Below are 18965 nucleotides of genomic sequence, written 5' to 3'. Positions count from 1 at the left end.
AAATTTCTGTATAAAAACCTGCAAGCCACATGGTACATATGGGCAGGGCTTCAAAGGAGAATTTTTATGATTAACGCAGACGAACTTAAATTTGACGAAAAGGGTTTAATCCCTGCTGTCGTCATTGATGCAGAGACAAAAGAAATATTAACCTTAGCTTATATGAATAAAACTAGTTTGGAAATATCTATGGAAAAGGGTTTGACTTGTTTCTGGAGCCGATCCAGAAAAGCACTATGGCTTAAAGGTGAAACTTCAGGAAATTTCCAACACATTTTAAAAATAGAAACAGACTGTGACAGAGATGCTCTGGCCGTATATGTAAAAAAAGACGGTCCTGCCTGTCATTTAGGAACCGATTCATGTTTTAATAACACCATTTATATAAATGAAACTGAAAGAATGCCTTTTAGCCTTGAAAGCCTTATTTCACTTATTGAAAACAGAAAATCACAAAAAAAAGAAGGATCATATACTACCTACCTTTTTGAAAAAGGTATTGATAAAATATTGAAAAAGGTTGGTGAAGAATCTACTGAAGTCATTATTGCAGCAAAGGCTGGTGACAAAAAAGAAACCATTTATGAAATAGCAGATCTCACCTATCACGTAATGGTTCTCATGATTGAACTAGGTATCAGTCTGGATGAGATTTACAAAGAACTGGCCTCCCGTCACATTATTGATTATAAGATAAAACAGGAGAAAATGATAAAATGAGCTGATTGACAGCTCATTTTCTTTTATTTTATAATCCTTTTGTCTCTGGCTGTATGCACCGCCTGAAAACGATTATTCACTCCCAGTTTGCTATATATATTCTTTATATGGAATTTAACCGTGTTTAAAGATATATTTAAGTAGTCAGCAATTTCATTATTTGCCTTTCCCAGAGCCATTAAATTAAGTACTTCTGTTTCGGAAGCTGACAATTTATCCTGGTTATTAGGAAGTATCATATAAGATGGATATAATACCGCAATTTTTTTTGTGGCTTCTTTTACTTGCTTTAAGTATTTTTTTGAAATAGAAGGCCTTTCCTTAAAATTCTTTAGTATTTTATATAAAGATTCACCCTCATCCGCAAAAAGTCGTATATATCCATATTTTTCGCCTCTAATCAAGGCCTCCGTAAGATATTCTTCCGCCTTGTCTTTTTGCCCCATCCGATGATAAACAATAGCTAAAAGCATATCCAGTTGTGCCAGATCCATATTTCTATGAAATGCTATACATACAGTCCGGAGCTTTTCTGCCAGTCCTATGGCCAGATAATATTTCTCGAATAAAATATAGCCTCTTAATTTTACATTATATCTGAAGATATCCAGAGTAGAAAATGTAGCATTTTCATCAGGGGCATCATTTTTCAGCCAATATTCAACCCTTTCATAATTGTTTTCATACATGGCTACCCATGCGCATACAGCCTCCAGACTCGGATATAAGAAATAAGCTTTTGCCGATGTTATTTTATCTCTCATGTTCTCTAACATAGGCTTGGCTGTAGCAATCTCCCCCAGAAGCATCATTATCATCATTTGTACAGTCATAGCAGCAAACAAGATAATGATGCTGCCTTTTTGCTCTATGTAGGATACTGCGCTGATAACCTGCACTAATGCTTCCTGGATTTTATCCTGCTGATAATAGCATTCTGCCACCGCAACATCTAAAACACCAATTCCATAGTCCCCATAAAGTGCTATCACCACTGCATCCATAGGTCTTTTAATCCATTTAGCCTTTTTAAGCCAAGGGGTGAAATCTCTGCCTCCATTTGCTACACTGGGACTGTTCCAGGTAATATTAGCTTTCTGCATCTGTAGATCTTCATATTTAACTTTTTTAGCCCAGTTTTTCATGGTATTTAAAAAATTAACCATACTGGTATTAGGCATAGCTATAGATAAATATGCCAGTTTTTCATATACTTCTGTTCTTTCAGGAGTATTTTCTGGTAAGATTTTTAATTGTTCCTCAAGATAAGCCTGCCACTTATTAGCCTGTTCTAAATGAAAACTAATAATCCCTAACATGGCCATACCACAACATAAGGCAGGCTCTTTTTTTATCAGTTCTTCTGGTAGTCTGTAATAGTAACTTCTGTTTTTCCATAAATCAGTCTGCCCTACTTCATACTTTGAAAGCTGAATTAAAATACGTATAACCCCGTCATATTCTTTAGCATTCATATAACATTCAAGAGCTCTTGCAGTATCCTTCTTCTTTTCAAAATATCTTGCTGCTGTTTTATAAATTTCAGCTATCTCATCTTCTGCTAAAAACCTGCTTCTGGTATATGTAAGGTACTCTTTAAAAAATGGATGCTGCACGTAAACATCAGGCAGGAGAAAAGTAAAGAAACATCCTCTTCTCGTAAACCTTTCTAATATTTTGTGAGCATTCGGTGAATCTAAAAGTAAATCTGCCTGCTCCCCTGTCAGCCTGTCAAAGCAGCCTACTGTTAACATAACCTTTTTTTCCACCCTGTCCAGTTTATCCAGGAGCTCAACATCAAGATACTGATAAATACATTCTAAAGCCTTTAACTGGATTTTTCTGTTGTAGGATTCCCCCATGGCCTGCATCAGTGACGCTGTATATCGATAACTGCCTACCCATCCTTTTTGATTAGAATTCAATTGCGAAATTTCCTGATCAGAAAGAGAAACATTCCATTTTTCAAAATACTCCACTATCTCTGATTCGTAAAATCGCAGCTGGTCTATTCCAATTAAATGTACGGACAAACCCACATATACGGATAGCATTTTAGGCAATTCAGCTCTTGAAATGATAATGAACCTGCGGTTAGACTGTGTAATTATCAGATTCATATATTCCAGTTCTTTTTCATCAAGCAGATTATAATTATCGATAACAATGATCCTGTCTGATGAGTTACCGTTCATTTCGGTCAGTAAACTGTTAATAACCGTCTGTTTTATCTGATCCTCCAGACAGAACCACACTGCATCACGCTTTTTCTCCGTAAGCCATTCCACTACGGCTGTCGTTTTACCCCATCCCATATACGCAGAAACGTAAATGATTCTTCTCAATTTATAATTGTCTTCAAATATTTTTTGTAACCTGGGTCGAAAAACCATGTTTGGTGGAATCTCAGGAACTATATTTTTGTCTGTCATAAGAGTATCTCCTAAATGGATAGTATATCTGCAAGTTCCATGACCTGCTTATCGTAATCCCGTTTCATTTTTAACGCATCGCCCAGTTCATAATGTACAATCTCATCACCATTTATACCTACAGCTCTGCTTTCGCTTCCCTCCTGAAGCAACTCTACCGCCTTATATGCCATGCGACTGGCTAACATCCTGTCTCTTGCGGTAGGAGATCCTCCTCTTTGGATATAGCCAAGAACAACAATCTTGGTTTCCATTCCAGTTCTTTCTTTTAAAGTCTCTGCTAATTCCTGGGTTGACATATCAACGCCTTCCGCCTTTATTATTATATTGTGCAATTTTCCACGATTTCTTCCCTGAACCATCTTTCTGCAGATAGCATTTATATCTACCCCAACCTCCGGAATTAAAATGGTCTCGGCACCACCTGTAAGTCCTGCATATAAAGCGATATCACCGCAATGTCTCCCCATTACCTCTATAACCGTGGTTCTTTCATGAGAGGATGAGGTATCCCGAATATTACTCACGGCTGAAAGCACCGTATTTACTGAAGTATCAAAACCTATAGTGTAATCTGTATACGCTAAATCATTATCAATGGTGCCTGGAAGGCCCATAACAGTAACTCCATGCTTTGACAAATCCAGTCCGCCTCGGAGCGAACCGTCTCCTCCGATAATCACTAATCCTTCTATACCAAAGCTTTCCAGCATCTGTTTTGCTCTCTTCTGACCTTCAATAGTCATAAACCGTTCACTTCTTGCAGTCCTTAGTATCGTACCGCCTTTATGGAGTATATCTGAAACAGATGAAATGTTCATTTGGCTGATATCTCCATCAATAAGTCCTTCGTATCCTTTATCAATTCCGTACACATCCATGCCTAAATAAATAGCTCCCCTGACTGCTGCACGAATAGCTGCATTCATACCTGGAGAATCCCCGCCACTTGTCAATACACCAATTTTTTTCATAACCATTACCTCCAATTCTATTTAGTATAGCCATTTCTCTATTCCCTATTTTAAGAGTTTCATAGCTTTACATTTTCTTTTCCAACCAGTACCTCTATTGCACTGATGAAAGCTTCATTTGGATTAACCCATAAATCACGATTGGTTTTGAATTTTTTACCAGACTGCTCTATGTAAATCATGACTGGTTTTTCCCCTTTGTTAGCCAGAATCAATTCTTTAATAATATTAAAGCATTTTCCTTCTTCCAGATTTTCAGGTATCTTAATTTTTAAAGGATCATCATTTTTTACGTTATTTAAAGTTCCTAAGTCAATAATCTTATCTGCCAATATTTTAGGATTTTCATCTTCTTTGAAATTCACAGTTCCCTTTATCACCAGTATACTTTCTTCCTTAATTAATTGCAGATATTTTTCATACACGTTTGGAAATACCACAACTTCTATTTCCCCATAAAGGTCTTCCAGATCAAGAAAGGCCATTTGCTTATTACTTTTCGTGACCAGTATTTTTTTCCCACTTACAATACCTGCAATAGTGGCCTTCATTCCGTCTTTTATATTATCATTTGTGTCAGCATGGGCTAAATCTTCAGCAGTTACGGACACAAGCCTGACAATCTGTTCTTCATAGTCCTTTAAGGGATGTCCTGTCAGATATACACCAAGCATTTCTTTTTCCATTGCCATTAGAACAGACTGTGAGAAATTAGCGATGTCCGGCAGCTTACCAGATACAGATTCCACTTCCATTTCATCACTGTTAAGCTGGAATAAAGACATTTGTCCTTCTATGTTTTTCTTGGAATTATTCTGTGCAGATTCCAGCAAGCTTTCATATACGGCAAGATGCTGTGCTCTGTTGTCATTGAGACAGTCAAAAGCACCTGCCTTTATTAAGCTCTCAACAGCTTTCTTATTAATTTCATGAATATTTACATTAGAAATAAACTGAAAAATATCTTTGGGTATCCCCTTGTCTTCCCTGGATTTGATTATTTCGTCAATAACTCCTGCCCCGACATTTTTTACTCCCAACAGTCCAAAATGTATCTTTCCATCCACAACAGTAAATTTTTTACTGCTGTCAATAATGCTTGGGGGCAGTACTTCAATGCCCATTTCATTGCAGTTGCGGATATATTTTGCAATTTGTACACCATCACCAATAACACTGGTCATCAGGGCCGCCATAAATTCTACTGGGTAATACGCCTTTAAATATGCCGTTTCATAAGCAACAACTGCATACGCTGCTGCATGAGATTTATTAAAAGCATACTCTGCGAAGCTTACCATCTGGTTAAAAATTTCTCCAGCAATGTTCTCCGGTATTCCATTTCTCACACAGCCCATTATTTCAATGTTGCCTTCTTCATCCTCTTTGCCGTGAATAAAATATTCTTTTTCCTTTAGCATGACATCCATTTTCTTTTTACCCATGGCTCTGCGTACAAGGTCACTTCGTCCATAAGTATAGCCCGCCAAGTCACGTACAATCTGCATAACCTGTTCCTGATAAACCAGACATCCGTAAGTAACAGATAGAACCGGTTCCAGACTTTCATGAAGATATAGGATTTCTTCCGGATTCTTCTTATTTGCAATGTAAGTGGGAATAGAAGCCATAGGACCCGGTCTATACAAAGAAATGCCGGCCACAATATCTTCAAAGCAATCGGGTCTTAGGTTTTTCATGAACTGGGTCATTCCACCACTTTCAAGCTGGAACACCCCCTGGGTATTGCCACTTGATATCATATCATAAGGTTTGGGATCATCGTACGTCATTCTGGAAAAGTCAATCTGTACCCCATAGTTTGATTCAATCATCTCAAGAGCGTCGCGGATAACCGTTAAAGTCCTAAGCCCTAAAAAGTCCATTTTCAGCAGTCCCAATTCCTCAATAGTAGTCATGGTAAACTGAGTGGAAATACCTTTTTCTGCCAGATATAAAGGAACATACTCATCAATACTTTTTTTGGATATTACAACACCTGCGGCGTGGGTAGAAGCATGTCTGGGCATTCCTTCAATAGCTTTTGCCGTATCTATTACCTGAGCAACCCGTTTATCCCTGTCATAGGCTGCTTTTAATTCCGGGTTCATTTCCAGAGCTTTACCTATAGTCATTTTTAAATCAAAAGGCACTGCCTTGGCAATAGCATCGGTTTCCGCATAACTCATATTTAAAGCCCTTCCCACGTCCCGAATGGCAGCTTTTGCCTTCATGGTTCCAAAGGTTATAATCTGGGCAACTTTGTCTTCACCATACTTTTCTATCACATAGTTTATAACTTCCTGCCTTCTCTCATAACAGAAGTCTATATCAATATCAGGCATACTGACTCTTTCCGGATTTAAAAATCGTTCAAAAATCAAGGAATACCTGATAGGATCTATATCTGTAATTTTAAGGGCATATGCCACGATGCTCCCAGCTGCAGATCCCCTCCCGGGGCCAACCATTATTTTATTTTTTTTGGCATAATTTATAAAATCCCAGACGATAAGAAAGTATTCAATATATCCCATTTTTTCAATTACGGAAAGTTCATATTCAAACCGCTCCCGTATTTCAGGTGACCCTTCTCCATATCTGTCTTTCAGTCCTGCTTCACATAGTTCTCGGAGATAGATTGCATTGTTTTTGCCATCAGGAGCCTTAAACTCAGGTAAATGAAGCTCACCAAAAGTAAAATTCACATCACACTGGTCCGCTATTTTCTGTGTGTTTTCTATTGCCTCAGGAATACCTGAAAATATCACTCTCATTTCCTGTTCGGACTTCAGATAAAACTGATCATTAGGGAAGCGCATACGCTTTTCATCATCCACATTGGTAGCGGTCTGTATACACAGCAAAATGTCATGTGCTGCAGCATCCTCCTGTTTTACATAATGCACATCATTTGTAGCAACAAAAGGGATTCCTGTTTCTGCTCTGAGTCTTTTCATATCATCTAAAATAGCATACTCTTCTTCCAGACCCTGATCCTGCAATTCTAAATAGAAGTTACCTTCCCCAAATATATCCAGTAATTCCAAAGCTTCTTCTTTCGCTCCACTATAATCTCTGTTGCTCAACTTTCTCTGGATATTTCCAGCCAGACACGCAGATAATGCAATGATACCTTTGTTATACTTTCTAAGAACGTTTTTATCAATTCTGGGCTTGTAATAGTATCCCTTGGTAAATCCCTCAGATACTATTTTTATAAGGTTCTGGTACCCTTCCTGATTTTTTGCCAAAAGAACTAAATGTCCCTGATATTTATCTTTATCCGCATCCTTGTCCAACATTGTTCTGGCTGCGGTATAAACTTCACAACCAATGATAGGTTTGATACCGTTCTTTAATGCCTCTCTATAAAAATCAATTACACCAAACATCACTCCATGGTCGGTTATAGCAACAGAATCCATGCCAAGTTCCTTGACTCTTGCTATTAAGTCCTTTATCCTGGCTGCTCCGTCCAGCAGACTGTATTCAGTATGTACATGAAGATGTGTAAAGGCCATATTAATCTCCTTTAATTAATTTTCTTTAATCTATATATTTTACCACATTTTCAGAAATAAAAAAACTGCAGAGGATAATTTCTGCAGTTGATTTATAAATTGATATTTTATTGTATAATTTCAGGCATAATAACGTTTATATTTCTGGTCATTTCTATTGGTACTGATAGTTTAATAATTGATTTTACCCCATGAATGGGCATCTGTAAGTCATATTTTGTATATACCTGTGTTTTCTGAATGCTCCTGGAATCACAGTCTTTTAGATTACTCTTGGCATAGTCTGGCATTTCATTAAATAATGTGGTATCTTGCAGCTGTCCAAAAGCCAGTAAACTTTCCTTTGTTAATACCAGACTTACTATGCCGATACCTTTTTCCTCATCAAACCAGTCGTAAGCATCAAAATACAAACTTGGAAACCACTCCTGGGTTTCACCATCTTGGGTAATAAACGCAACCGCTTCCGGAAGCTTTGTTCCAAGTAAGCTGTTTTTTCCTGTATAACCCTGCAGAACCCCCAGATTTTCTTTACTTTGTTTCTTTAAATCATAGTTGATTCTCAATATCCATTTCTGTGAAATCAAAGCATCCAGATCAATTTCTTTCTTGTCTTCAATTGACAGTAACATGGTTTTATCTAGTGTTTTATCAATCCTTTCATTTGAAATCACATGTCCACGACCTGCACCAGTAAGAACAATACATATAATGGCTGCTATAAACAGACACATAAACCTGTATTTTTTTTCAAATTTCATTCTTGTCATGGCCGTACCCCCTAACTATTTGGCTGTTGAAAGCCCCACTTACAATTATGGAGTACCCACCTGTTATTATTCAACCATTTACGTACCCAATTTTATCCCTTATTGCGACAGATAATTCTAGCATCCTGGATTTTCATATCTGGTTTTTAGAAGTGTTTCCTGGCTATCAAAAAAGGCTATCCCAATATATCCTATTGGAATAGCCTTTTCTCTATTTAGTCATTGATAAAACTCTCTTTATATCTATAGACAGTTTCCTTTGAAATAGTACTTATACCGTTGCAACTTCAATGCAAAGGAATGCTATTGAAAATGCTACTAATATTCCCATTAGCGGCATAACAAATTTTAAGTATTTGTCGTAGTTTACATGAACTAGCTGAAGGACTACCAGTACTAATCCAGTTGGAGTAATGAAGCCCATTGTACCCTGACCAAACATGTATGCTGTAATAACAACTTCTCTAGGAAGGCCAACTGCATCTGCAAGAGGTGCCATGATTGGCATTGAAAGTACAGCAAGACCAGATGATGAATTAATGAAAAATCCTAAGATGATATAAATGAAATACATCATAATGGCGAAAGCATAAGGACTCATGCCATTTATCCATCCGGACATTGTGTTAAGCAATGCATCTGATACTAAACCATTTTCTAATATTACGTTGATGGATCTTGCAACACCACAGATAAGAGCAACACCAATCATATCTCCTGCACCTGCCAGGAATTCATTAACCATTTCAGTTTCGCTCATACGTAAAATGATTCCCATGATGATAGCAGAAACCAGGAATAGACCCGTCATTTCGCCAAACCACCATTGAAGTTTAACTACTCCATAAACCATAACTACAAAAGTCAGGAAGAACTGAGCTAATATAATCTTAAATCTCAGAGTCAGTACAGGTACTTCAGCTTCGCTGCAGTACTTTTCATCAATATATGCCTTACTTTCTAAGATAAGTGATTTTTCAGGATTCTTTCTAACCATATTACCATATCTGATTACATATAAGATACAGATAATAGTACCTACAACCAGTGCAGAGATTCTGATTCCGAATCCTTCCATAAAGTTGATACCAGCAGCATTGGATGCGATTACAACTGAAAAAGGATTAACTGTGGAACACATAGTACCAATAGATGAACCCAGATAAACTGCTGCTATACCTACTAAAGCATCATAACCTGCAATTACAAAGATTGGAATAACTACTGCATAAAGTGCAACTGTTTCTTCGCACATGCCGAAAGTAGTGCCACCAAGAGAGATTAATACAGTAATAAGTATAATAAGTATGTATTCCTTCCCTCTAGTTACTCTTGATAAGGCTCCCATTCCAGCTGCGAAAGCACCTGACTTATTTAAATAAGCAAGCATACCTCCCAGTACAAAGATAAATAAACTGATATCAATGGTGTCATATACACCATTAACCAAAGCTAAAACACCATCAGTAAATCCCTGTGGATTAGGTTCAATCGCTTCATAGCTTCCAGGAATACCAATCGGCTTATTAATACTGCCATCTAAAAATAAATCTAATTTAGCCTTGATATGTAGGGTGTCCAGTGACTGTTGGTCTGCATCCATGGAATTAATACTTCCGTCTGGAGCAGTAATGTCAAACTTGTTTGTATCTGCATTGTAAAGTAGTTTTGAGTATGCTCCTGTTGGCATAAAGTTTGTTCCAATAGCCGCAATAATCAGGATAATAAATAATACCGTAAAGGCAGATGGGAATTGGCGCTTTTTCTTCGCTGGAGTTCCCTGCTCCATTACATTTTTTTCCTCCATTTTTTCTCTCCTTAAAGTTATATATAAAATTATAGCTAGTGCATTTAGTATTTTATACATTTTTAGGAGTTTGTTCAATGGTTTTTGGAAAAAATATGTTGAATTATTTGAAATTTGTTTTTTTTAACAAAATATAGGTAAATAAATCGTGATTCTTTCTACATAATTACATGACTTTGCTATATCAAAATATCGTCTTTTGCTTTAGCTTCCTCCCATGGAAGTATATCTCCATCTTCCTTTAAATATTCTAAAATATCTGAAATTCCCTCTCCAGTGTAAGCACTGATACAAAATATTTTTTCACAGCCTGCTAATCTCAGCCATTCTTTAGCCTGTTCCACATCAGCTTCCTTATGATCTATCTTTGTAACAATACCTATTACCTCTCTTGTTGCGATGGCACATACACATGGGGGATACAGGGAATAAGGCTCAATAGCACTCAGCAGCATACCTATTACATCTGCTTCGTAAGAATAAATCGCCAGGGCACCTGCCAGCGTATTGGTTTCCGCATATTCTCCCGGTGTATCAATAATAACATCATAATAGTTGACATACTGGGTTTTATGATAGGTAATTTTTTCTCCCTTTAAAGCCTGTGTCAGCGTAGTCTTTCCGGCCTCACTACGCCCAAGAAGCATAATCTTCCTCATGATTATTACCTTCTTGTTATTCTGCACACAGCAAATTCCAGTTCATTTTTAAAGTAAGAAACAATTTCCTGTATAGCCGTTTCTACTTCCGACAGCCTCCCTGTTATAATCAGTGTTCCGCTGAATCTGTCTACAAATCCTAAATATACATCCCCTGCTTTAATTGCTACATCACTTGCAATTACTGCTGATTCGGGAGGCGTTACGTTGAGGATTCCAATTGCAGAATTATTGAAATCAATATCAGGGTTTAATCCTAACTTTTTATATACAATTGGTCTGGGTCCACCTATTATATGAGCCAGGGAAATCTGTTTTCCAGGAACACTTTCCTGTATAATTCTTAGTCTTCCTTCTGAATCTTCTGGTAGCAAATCTCTTATATCCATCTTTTTCTTCATCTCTTTTCTTTAACTTTTATGCCGTTTATTCTGTTAGTTTATTTTTTAACGTAATAATTATTATAACATATTTTGTGAAATTCAGCAATTTTTATAAATACCTAAAAAAAGACTGTGCTAAAAGTTTTAAGCACAGTCTCAATTTCCATTTTATTAAAATTTGTATTTATTTATTTAAAAATTTGTTCTACAGGCACTTTTATTTTATCATTGCTGCAATAATAGGAGCAACGATTAATGAGATAGTACCCATAACCTTGATTACTGCATTTAGTGAAGGACCGGCTGTATCTTTAAACGGATCGCCGATGGTATCTCCAACAACTGCAGCTTTATGCGCTTCTGAACCTTTTCCACCAAGTGCACCAGTTTCAATGTATTTCTTAGCATTATCCCATGCACCACCTGCATTTGACATAGTAAGAGCAAGTAGTACACCACTTGCAGTACCGCCAACCAGCATACCGCCAAGAACGTTTAATGCAACGGTAGGATTAAATGCAGCAATACCGAAACCTATAACAATTATGCTTAAAGGAGCAATCAGTCCTGGCTTAATCATTCTCTTTATAGCAGCTTTTGTAGAAATATCTACGCACTTCTTATAATCTGCCTTTGCTGTTCCTTGTAAAAGTCCTGGGATTTCTCTGAACTGTCTTCTTACTTCTTCAATCATTTCAAAGGCTGCAGTTCCAACGGCTCTCATAGCGTATGCACAGAACAGGAATGGAATCATTGCACCAAACAATAAACCAAGCATAATCATTGGATTTAATATATCAAGTGAAGCTAAACCTGCTCTCTGAGCAAACGCAGAGAATAATGCAATTGCAGTAATTGCAGCAGATCCGATAGCAAATCCCTTTGCGATAGCTGCTGTAGTGTTTCCAACAGCATCAAGCTTGTCCGTAACCTGACGAACTTCTGGTTCAAGACCAGCCATTTCAGCAATACCACCAGCATTGTCTGCAATTGGTCCATAAGCATCGATAGCTACAATGGTACCTGCCATGGATAACATACCCATTGCTGCTAATGCGATTCCATAGAATCCATAAACACCGCCTCCTGGAACTACATAAGCTACTGCAACAGTTGCAATAATAATTACAATTGGAAGTGCAGTACTTTCAAGTCCTACGGAGAAACCATAAATGGCATTTGTTGCAGCTCCTGTCTGAGAGGATTTTGCAATATTCTGAACCGGTGAATAATTTTGTGCTGTAAAGTACTCTGTTACCAGTCCGATTAAAATGTTTGCGATTAAACCACCCATAATTGCAATGAAAAATTGAATCTGATGGTCTGGCAATAAATATCTGGTCAGGAAAAATGCTGCAACTGCAGACAAAATGAAAGATGTATAAAGACTTCTGTTAAGTCCGGACTGTGGATTTCCATCATTACCTGTGTAAATGAAAAGAGTTCCGATAATAGAGGCAATAATTCCTGCTGCACCCAATAATAGCGGAAGTATTACACCTGTCTGTCCAGGCATGAATGTACCTAATAGCATTGCTGCAATGGATGTTGCTGCATAAGATTCAAACAGGTCAGCACCCATACCTGCAACGTCACCAACGTTATCCCCTACATTGTCAGCAATAACTGCAGGGTTTCTAGGGTCATCTTCAGGTATTCCAGCTTCTACTTTACCAACCAGGTCTGCACCAACGTCAGCGGCCTTTGTAAAAATACCTCCGCCAATACGTGCAAAAAGAGCAATTAATGAAGCTCCGAAAGCGAAACTGTCGATTGCTGCTATAGATTCTGGATTCTGCTTAGCTACAAATATATATAACAATGATACGCCAAGTAATCCAAGACCTACAACACCCATACCCATAACAGAACCGCCCTTGAAAGCAATTCCAAGTGCCTTTTTCAAACTGCTTTTTGCAGCATGTGTTGTTCTGGCATTTGCTCTGGTTGCGATGTACATACCCAGGTAACCTGCTAGTGCAGAAAAGAATGCACCAACACCAAATGCTATTGCAGATGACCATTTGTGTTCAGTTAATAATCCCAAGATGATAAAAATAATAATTGCAATTGGAAGCAAGGTCTTATACTGTCTGTTTAAAAAGGCCATTGCACCCTGTTGGATTGATTCTGAAATCTCAATCATTTTGTCAGTTCCCATGTCTTCTTTAAGAACTGACTTGGATAAATAAGCCGCAAATATTAATGCTAAAATAGATGCTGCCAAAATAAGATTAGTCATTTTAGTCTCTCCCTTTAAATTTAAAAATTTGCTGCATTAATAATAGAATGAAACATCTATATCAATGAAGCATTGCATACTTATACCGTGTTCATAGCAATTCTACCCTTTTCCGCTGCAATCAATTCATTTTATTCTTTATAAAAATTTAAAAATTCGGAAATAATTAGGAGAATTAAACGGAATGCTCGCTAAATATTTTATACCACGTTAACAAAGAAGTCCAATAAAAATTATCAATTTTAGTAAAAAAAAATAAAAATTTAATTAAAAAAGGTTATAATTAACAAAAAACATATTTTATTATACAAGATGTGTCAATCTTATGAGGGACAAATATTTAATTTTATTTGTATCTTACTGTTTTTTTCTTTTACACTTTATTCAGGCTGGCAAAAGTTCTCCCCATTTAGATTTATTTCTATAAAAAAGGTAGCAGACTATTATTATCTGCTACCTTTTTATTGTTTTATTTAATTAAATATTCCGATTTTATTTGTTAGCAGCTGCTGCTATAGTTGGATCATCAACTGTTTCATCAGGAATAGTAAAGTCACATTCAGTCAAAGGAACAAGCTTAGTCTTTTTCTTAAGCTTATATGCAATGATTAGAATAGGGAATACAGGAATCAGTGCATAGTTAGAAATGAAGTCAAACCAGCTGAAAGTATCTGCCTGGAATACCCACATATTTGCTAAGAAAATGATTACTGTAATCATAACTCCTGCAAAGATTGGTCCAAATGGATACAATAATGATTTGTATTTCAGTTCTGAAATGCTGTGGCCCTGTGCAACCCATGCTTTTCTGAATCTGTAGTGGCAGATTGAAATACCAAGCCAGATAAAGAATCCGCTTAATGCTGATGCATTATAGAAAATTGTATAAATCTTACCTTCTCCTACCATTGAAGCAAAGAAGGAAAGTGCTGCGATACCGCCAGTTGCCCATACTGCATAAACAGGAACACCATGTTTATTTGTCTTTGCAAAGAACTTTGGTGCATTTCCTCTTGTTGCCATTGCATGCAACATTCTTGAAGAAGTATAAAGACCGGAGTTACCACATGATAATACGGATGTCAGGATTACAGCGTTTAAAACAGATGCTGCTGCTGCAAAACCTACATTTTTAAATACCAGAACAAATGGAGATGCTGCTACGTTTGTAGCACTTCCGTTTAATAAGTCAGGTTCTGTAAACGGAATCAATGTACCGATTACAAAGATACTGCCTATGTAGAAAATTAAGATTCGCCAGAATACTGTATTGATTGCCTTTGGAACATTCTTTTCAGGATCTGCTGTTTCTGCAGCAGCAAGACCTACGATTTCAGTTCCCTGGAAAGAGAATCCAGCTACAGCAAATACACTCATCATTGCAGCAAATCCGCCAACAAATGGAGCCTTTCCTCCATCACCTGCATCCAGTGTCCAGTTCTGGAATCCTGTTGTATGATTACCCATGATGCCGAAGATACAAAGAACACCAGCAATCAGGAAAATAATAACAGCGATTACTTTAATACCAGCAAACCAATATTCTGCTTCTGCATATGATTTGGTGGAAATCAGGTTCAAACCCATTAATAACGTGAATGCTATAATTGCTACCAAAGTACCAGGTACTTCTGGTATCCAGAACTTAACAATCAGACCTGCTGCAACGAATTCAGCTGCAACAGTAATAGCCCAAGAGAACCAGTAGTTCCAACCAACAGCAAAGCCGAAAGCCGGATCGATAAATCTGTTAGCATACGCTTCGAAAGATCCAACAAGTGGTAACTGAGTTGCCATTTCACCAAGTGATGACATCATAAAAAATACTATAAGACCCATTAATCCATAGGCAACCATTGCGCCTCCTGGACCGGAAGATGAAACTGCACTTCCACTTGCAAAAAACAATCCTGTACCGATAGCTCCGCCGATAGCTATCATAGTAAGCTGTCTGGACCTTATTCCACGACTCAGTTTAGTACCTTCGCCATGTTTTTCTGAACTCATAATAAATCCTCCTTACCTTAAAAAAACATAATAATTTCATAGAATAGCAGTTGCATAAAACAAGTGTTTATTATAAATCTGCCAGAAATCTGTCCGCCACAGGAAAACTTCCATGTGGTACAGTCAACTGCTATGGTCAAACATTAAAGTATTGCCTAATTACGTTTGACGCTTACCCATTTTTAAAAGTCCTCTTTCGTATATCGGATAATATCTATCCGCGCTTCTTACCACCTCCGAATCAGAATTCAAAATAAATACATAAATGCAATATAGTCTTTCACAATATATTGATTTTACGAAGTATTCTGTAAATTCAATTAAATTATAACATCGATTAAATAAAAATCAATACCTTAGGGCATAGTTTATATTTATTTTTTAAGCAAGTCCGAATTACACATGCAAAATAAATGTTGAAAAATACACATTTGCTAAGATATTTAGTATTAAAATGCATTAAAATGGTTTATAATTCCACTAAACAGTTATGAAAAACATTCTAAATATATGTAGAATATTCTAATAACAATCAATATTCAAAATAGTTTCTTTGGGTTATACTCCAATTTTTTTGGCAATTATTAAAGAAAAAACCTACAATATTTTATATTGTAGGCTCACAGCTGAATTCTAAAAAAACATTTTGATTTAGATGAATGTATTATTCTTTCTCAATATGTATGGTTACGTCCTTGCACACGTTAAAACCATAAGCAACTTCCATTCCCTTGATGATGGCTGTTGGAACAGGACATGCCAAATGCCGGCAATGTTTGTCAGCAATCTTGTAAATCATTGACTTACTATACTTTTCAAAGCACTCCTTATAACCAGCTAATTCTGTTAAATCTGCCTCCATTGCCATAATTTGTGGGCATTCTGACTGTATATCAATTTTAAGCGATTGATTACCGTCTACTTCCATCCTCAAACTTGTTTTTAATCCGCATGCCCCTGGATTAACATCAACTTTTACCAAAACCACTCACCTTCTTTTATTGTTATTTTTTATATAAATATAGTCCTTCTCTAAATAAATAACAACATTTTCTATGATTATAGTCCCTAAAAGATTTTTTACAGACCTTTTCGTTCAAAGTAAAAAACAATAAAAAAGAAGTTCCAACATTTTTAAAATATTGAAACCTCAATCTTTGAAGGCGCCAGCCTGATTTGAGCTGGAATTTCCCTACAAAATTTCTTTATTAAAATGTCCTCTTGTGTCTGTTTCCTTATTAAAGACAGCTTTATCCATTCCGCCATTTAATTTGTTTAAGGCCTTATTAATGGTTGTCACAACCTGCTCTTTGGACTCAACTGTAAAGTTCAATCTGAATGCATCAATTCTTTTTATGCTTGGAAGCTCATCTAAAAGATTAAGTGTCTTGCCATTAAGAATAGTCGTTGTACAATCATCATGACAAATGATTGGGAAGGTTCCGTAATCATCTTTCAACTCATAGCTCTTTGTTCTACAAATACCGCATTGGTTCATTTTTTTCAGCGGACAATATTTTGTAAACATCAAAGGAGCCTTACCATATACAATCATCTCCAGCGCAGGATAGCCGCCATTTTCTTCATAATAAGCATTGATTAGCTCTTCAATTTGGCTCTTATTCAATTCATAAGATAACGTTACACGTTTCGCACCTAATCTATATAATTCATAGCAACTAGTAGAATTAACAACATTTAGAGAGTAGTCCGTAACAAAAGGATTAGTTTTTCTGTAGTGATAAATTCCGCCATATCCTCCGATTAGTAGCTGCCCTTCTTTTTCCTTATAATCATTCTGGTTTCTTCTAACAACGTTTTCAAAATAGATTTCCTTAATTCCACAGTTCACGCAAGCATCATACTGTTCCTTAGTCGTTACAGAGGCCGTAAGGTATGGTTTTTCAGGGGCAAAACTTATTTTTTCTTTTGCTTTTAAAGCCTTGGTTCTTTTCTTTTGGCTGTTAAGCTTTAAGTCGTATAAGCCCTGTACAATATCTCTTCTTGCTGCATTTAACAGTTTAGCTGGAATAAATGCATTGCATTCCTCAAAATCTACATGATTAAGTTCAAATATAGTATCATTTAATCTTGAAAATTGCTTTATTAGCTGATCTTTTGTTGTTGGATTGTTAATTGCGACCCCTAGTATTTCCTGGCTTTCATATAAATAATTGAAGCCTAAACCCTCAGCATCAATGATAAGCTTTGAATCTGGATATGCATACACTCTTATATCTAGGTTAAAGCGCTTAAATTCTTTTTCCAGTGATGACTCTAACTCTTTGTAATAAAAATAATCCTTCGTTATATATACTAAATCGCCCTTAGACAACTTTTCTTTGATTTTGATATAGCAGACATCATGTGCCTTGTTAATTAAATTGCCATCTTTATCGTACAGTTTTACAACAGTTAAATTTACATCTTCATTATTATGACTTATTCTGATTATATCGTTTTGATTTAAAGTACGTGTAAGTGTTATTTCATACATGTCTTTAACCATTTTGCTAATTCTGCCAATTTCATAGCCAAAATTATTCGGCCTTAAAATGTTTGTAATATCTTTCTGATCTTCGTGAAACAAATATCCTTTAGTAAATGTTCTATTGAATGTTTTGTTCAGATTCTCTTTATCTTCTTGGGCTATTTTATCATCTAAGGCCATGCGATATTTTGATACAACATTGGCAACATAGGCAGGCTCTTTCATTCGGCCCTCTATTTTTAAAGAATCTATTTCTTTTAAATCATTAATATAATCGATAGTGTTTAAATCCTTAGTAGATAAAATATAGTTTTTTCCTAAAGATGTATCTGTTGTCTTATCAAGTAGTTCATACTCTTTACGACATGAACCAACACATCTTCCCCGATTTCCGCTTCGATAGCCGATTAATCCAGACATTAGACAGTTTCCAGAATAAGATACACATAAAGCACCGTGAGCAAAAATTTCTAAAGGTATTTTAGCTATTCTTTTTATCTCTTTTACTTTTTCAATCGGAACCTCACGGGCCAAAACAACTCGTTTAGCACCAAGCTCCTTAAATAATAAAGTTCCTTCTAAATCGTCTATTCCCATCTGAGTTGAACAATGTGCTTCCATATCAAGAAAGTTTTTAACTATATAATCCAAAGCAACCAAGTCCTGAACGATAATTCCATCCACACCGATTTCATTTAATTCGTTCATCTGCGCCTTCATCTCTTCAACTTCGTTTTCGAAAACGATGGTATTCATGGTTACATAGATTTTAATATTTCTCAGGTGCGCATAATCAACAGCCTCTTTTAATGATTCTAAATCAAAATTGCACGAGTATGCACGTGCACCAAATTTTTGCATGCCTAAGTATATTGCATCACAACCATTAGAAATTGCGGCCTTTAAAGCTTCCATATTCCCTGCTGGAGCTAATAATTCAGTCATTTTTTCCTCCA

General features: G+C 36.4%; 12 protein-coding genes. 1 reads left to right on the top strand and 11 read right to left on the bottom strand.

Going from position 1 to position 18965, the window contains the following annotated elements:
- Positions 1-66 precede the first annotated feature (66 nt).
- On the top strand, positions 67-720 hold the full coding sequence (gene hisIE, locus Ami3637_RS12610) for a bifunctional phosphoribosyl-AMP cyclohydrolase/phosphoribosyl-ATP diphosphatase HisIE (protein WP_162362885.1): 654 nt from the start codon (positions 67-69) through the stop codon (positions 718-720).
- Between the two features lie 23 nt (positions 721-743).
- On the opposite strand, the gene Ami3637_RS12605 is transcribed toward hisIE, so the two are convergent.
- The 11 genes from Ami3637_RS12605 to Ami3637_RS12555 all read right to left on the bottom strand — a co-directional run bounded on the left by Ami3637_RS12605 (position 744) and on the right by Ami3637_RS12555 (position 18954).
- On the bottom strand, positions 744-3152 hold the full coding sequence (locus Ami3637_RS12605) for a LuxR C-terminal-related transcriptional regulator (RefSeq protein ID WP_162362884.1): 2409 nt from the start codon (positions 3150-3152) through the stop codon (positions 744-746).
- An 11-nt stretch (positions 3153-3163) separates the two neighbouring features.
- Entirely contained in the window at positions 3164-4126 is a 963-nt protein-coding gene (gene pfkA / locus Ami3637_RS12600) for a 6-phosphofructokinase (RefSeq protein ID WP_162362883.1), read from the bottom strand.
- A 59-nt stretch (positions 4127-4185) separates the two neighbouring features.
- The gene (locus Ami3637_RS12595; RefSeq protein ID WP_162362882.1) at positions 4186-7650 is read right to left on the bottom strand and encodes a DNA polymerase III subunit alpha; all 3465 of its coding nucleotides are present in this window, start codon (positions 7648-7650) and stop codon (positions 4186-4188) included.
- Positions 7651-7757: 107 nt separating this feature from the next.
- A complete protein-coding gene (locus Ami3637_RS12590) occupies positions 7758-8420 on the bottom strand; it encodes a hypothetical protein (protein WP_162362881.1) in 663 nt (220 codons plus the stop codon).
- A gap of 271 nt (positions 8421-8691) precedes the next feature.
- A complete protein-coding gene (locus tag Ami3637_RS12585; protein ID WP_243158011.1) occupies positions 8692-10227 on the bottom strand; it encodes a YfcC family protein in 1536 nt (511 codons plus the stop codon).
- 179 nt (positions 10228-10406) lie between these two features.
- Positions 10407-10886: a EutP/PduV family microcompartment system protein gene (locus Ami3637_RS12580; RefSeq protein ID WP_162362880.1), complete on the bottom strand. Its 480-nt coding sequence runs from the start codon at positions 10884-10886 to the stop codon at positions 10407-10409.
- Between the two features lie 5 nt (positions 10887-10891).
- Positions 10892-11287, bottom strand: coding sequence for a BMC domain-containing protein (locus Ami3637_RS12575; protein ID WP_243158010.1), 396 nt, complete (start codon positions 11285-11287; stop codon positions 10892-10894).
- Between the two features lie 199 nt (positions 11288-11486).
- Positions 11487-13511 carry a sodium-translocating pyrophosphatase gene (locus Ami3637_RS12570; RefSeq protein WP_162362879.1) on the bottom strand — a complete coding sequence of 675 codons (2025 nt, stop codon included), beginning with the start codon at positions 13509-13511 and terminating at the stop codon, positions 11487-11489.
- 492 nt (positions 13512-14003) lie between these two features.
- Positions 14004-15518: an amino acid permease gene (locus tag Ami3637_RS12565; RefSeq protein WP_162362878.1), complete on the bottom strand. Its 1515-nt coding sequence runs from the start codon at positions 15516-15518 to the stop codon at positions 14004-14006.
- Positions 15519-16182: 664 nt separating this feature from the next.
- A complete protein-coding gene (locus Ami3637_RS12560) occupies positions 16183-16500 on the bottom strand; it encodes a DUF6951 family protein (protein ID WP_162362877.1) in 318 nt (105 codons plus the stop codon).
- 210 nt (positions 16501-16710) lie between these two features.
- On the bottom strand, positions 16711-18954 hold the full coding sequence (locus tag Ami3637_RS12555; RefSeq protein ID WP_162362876.1) for a U32 family peptidase: 2244 nt from the start codon (positions 18952-18954) through the stop codon (positions 16711-16713).
- Positions 18955-18965 lie beyond the last annotated feature (11 nt).

It is taken from the genome of Aminipila terrae (genome assembly GCF_010120715.1).
Taxonomy (GTDB): domain Bacteria; phylum Bacillota; class Clostridia; order Peptostreptococcales; family Anaerovoracaceae; genus Aminipila; species Aminipila terrae.
The sequence above is the reverse complement of the archived record's forward strand: the minus strand, read 5'-3'. Positions and strand labels throughout refer to the sequence as shown.

Coding starts and splice junctions, on each gene's coding strand:
- Ami3637_RS12575 (WP_243158010.1), bottom strand. CDS start 11,287: ATGAAGAAAAAGATGGATATAAGAGATTTGCTACCAGAAGATTCAGAA.
- Ami3637_RS12570 (WP_162362879.1), bottom strand. CDS start 13,511: ATGACTAATCTTATTTTGGCAGCATCTATTTTAGCATTAATATTTGCG.
- pfkA (WP_162362883.1), bottom strand. CDS start 4,126: ATGAAAAAAATTGGTGTATTGACAAGTGGCGGGGATTCTCCAGGTATG.
- Ami3637_RS12555 (WP_162362876.1), bottom strand. CDS start 18,954: ATGACTGAATTATTAGCTCCAGCAGGGAATATGGAAGCTTTAAAGGCC.
- Ami3637_RS12580 (WP_162362880.1), bottom strand. CDS start 10,886: ATGAGGAAGATTATGCTTCTTGGGCGTAGTGAGGCCGGAAAGACTACG.
- Ami3637_RS12585 (WP_243158011.1), bottom strand. CDS start 10,227: ATGGAGGAAAAAAATGTAATGGAGCAGGGAACTCCAGCGAAGAAAAAG.
- Ami3637_RS12595 (WP_162362882.1), bottom strand. CDS start 7,650: ATGGCCTTTACACATCTTCATGTACATACTGAATACAGTCTGCTGGAC.
- Ami3637_RS12590 (WP_162362881.1), bottom strand. CDS start 8,420: ATGACAAGAATGAAATTTGAAAAAAAATACAGGTTTATGTGTCTGTTT.
- Ami3637_RS12605 (WP_162362884.1), bottom strand. CDS start 3,152: ATGACAGACAAAAATATAGTTCCTGAGATTCCACCAAACATGGTTTTT.
- Ami3637_RS12565 (WP_162362878.1), bottom strand. CDS start 15,518: ATGAGTTCAGAAAAACATGGCGAAGGTACTAAACTGAGTCGTGGAATA.
- hisIE (WP_162362885.1), top strand. CDS start 67: ATGATTAACGCAGACGAACTTAAATTTGACGAAAAGGGTTTAATCCCT.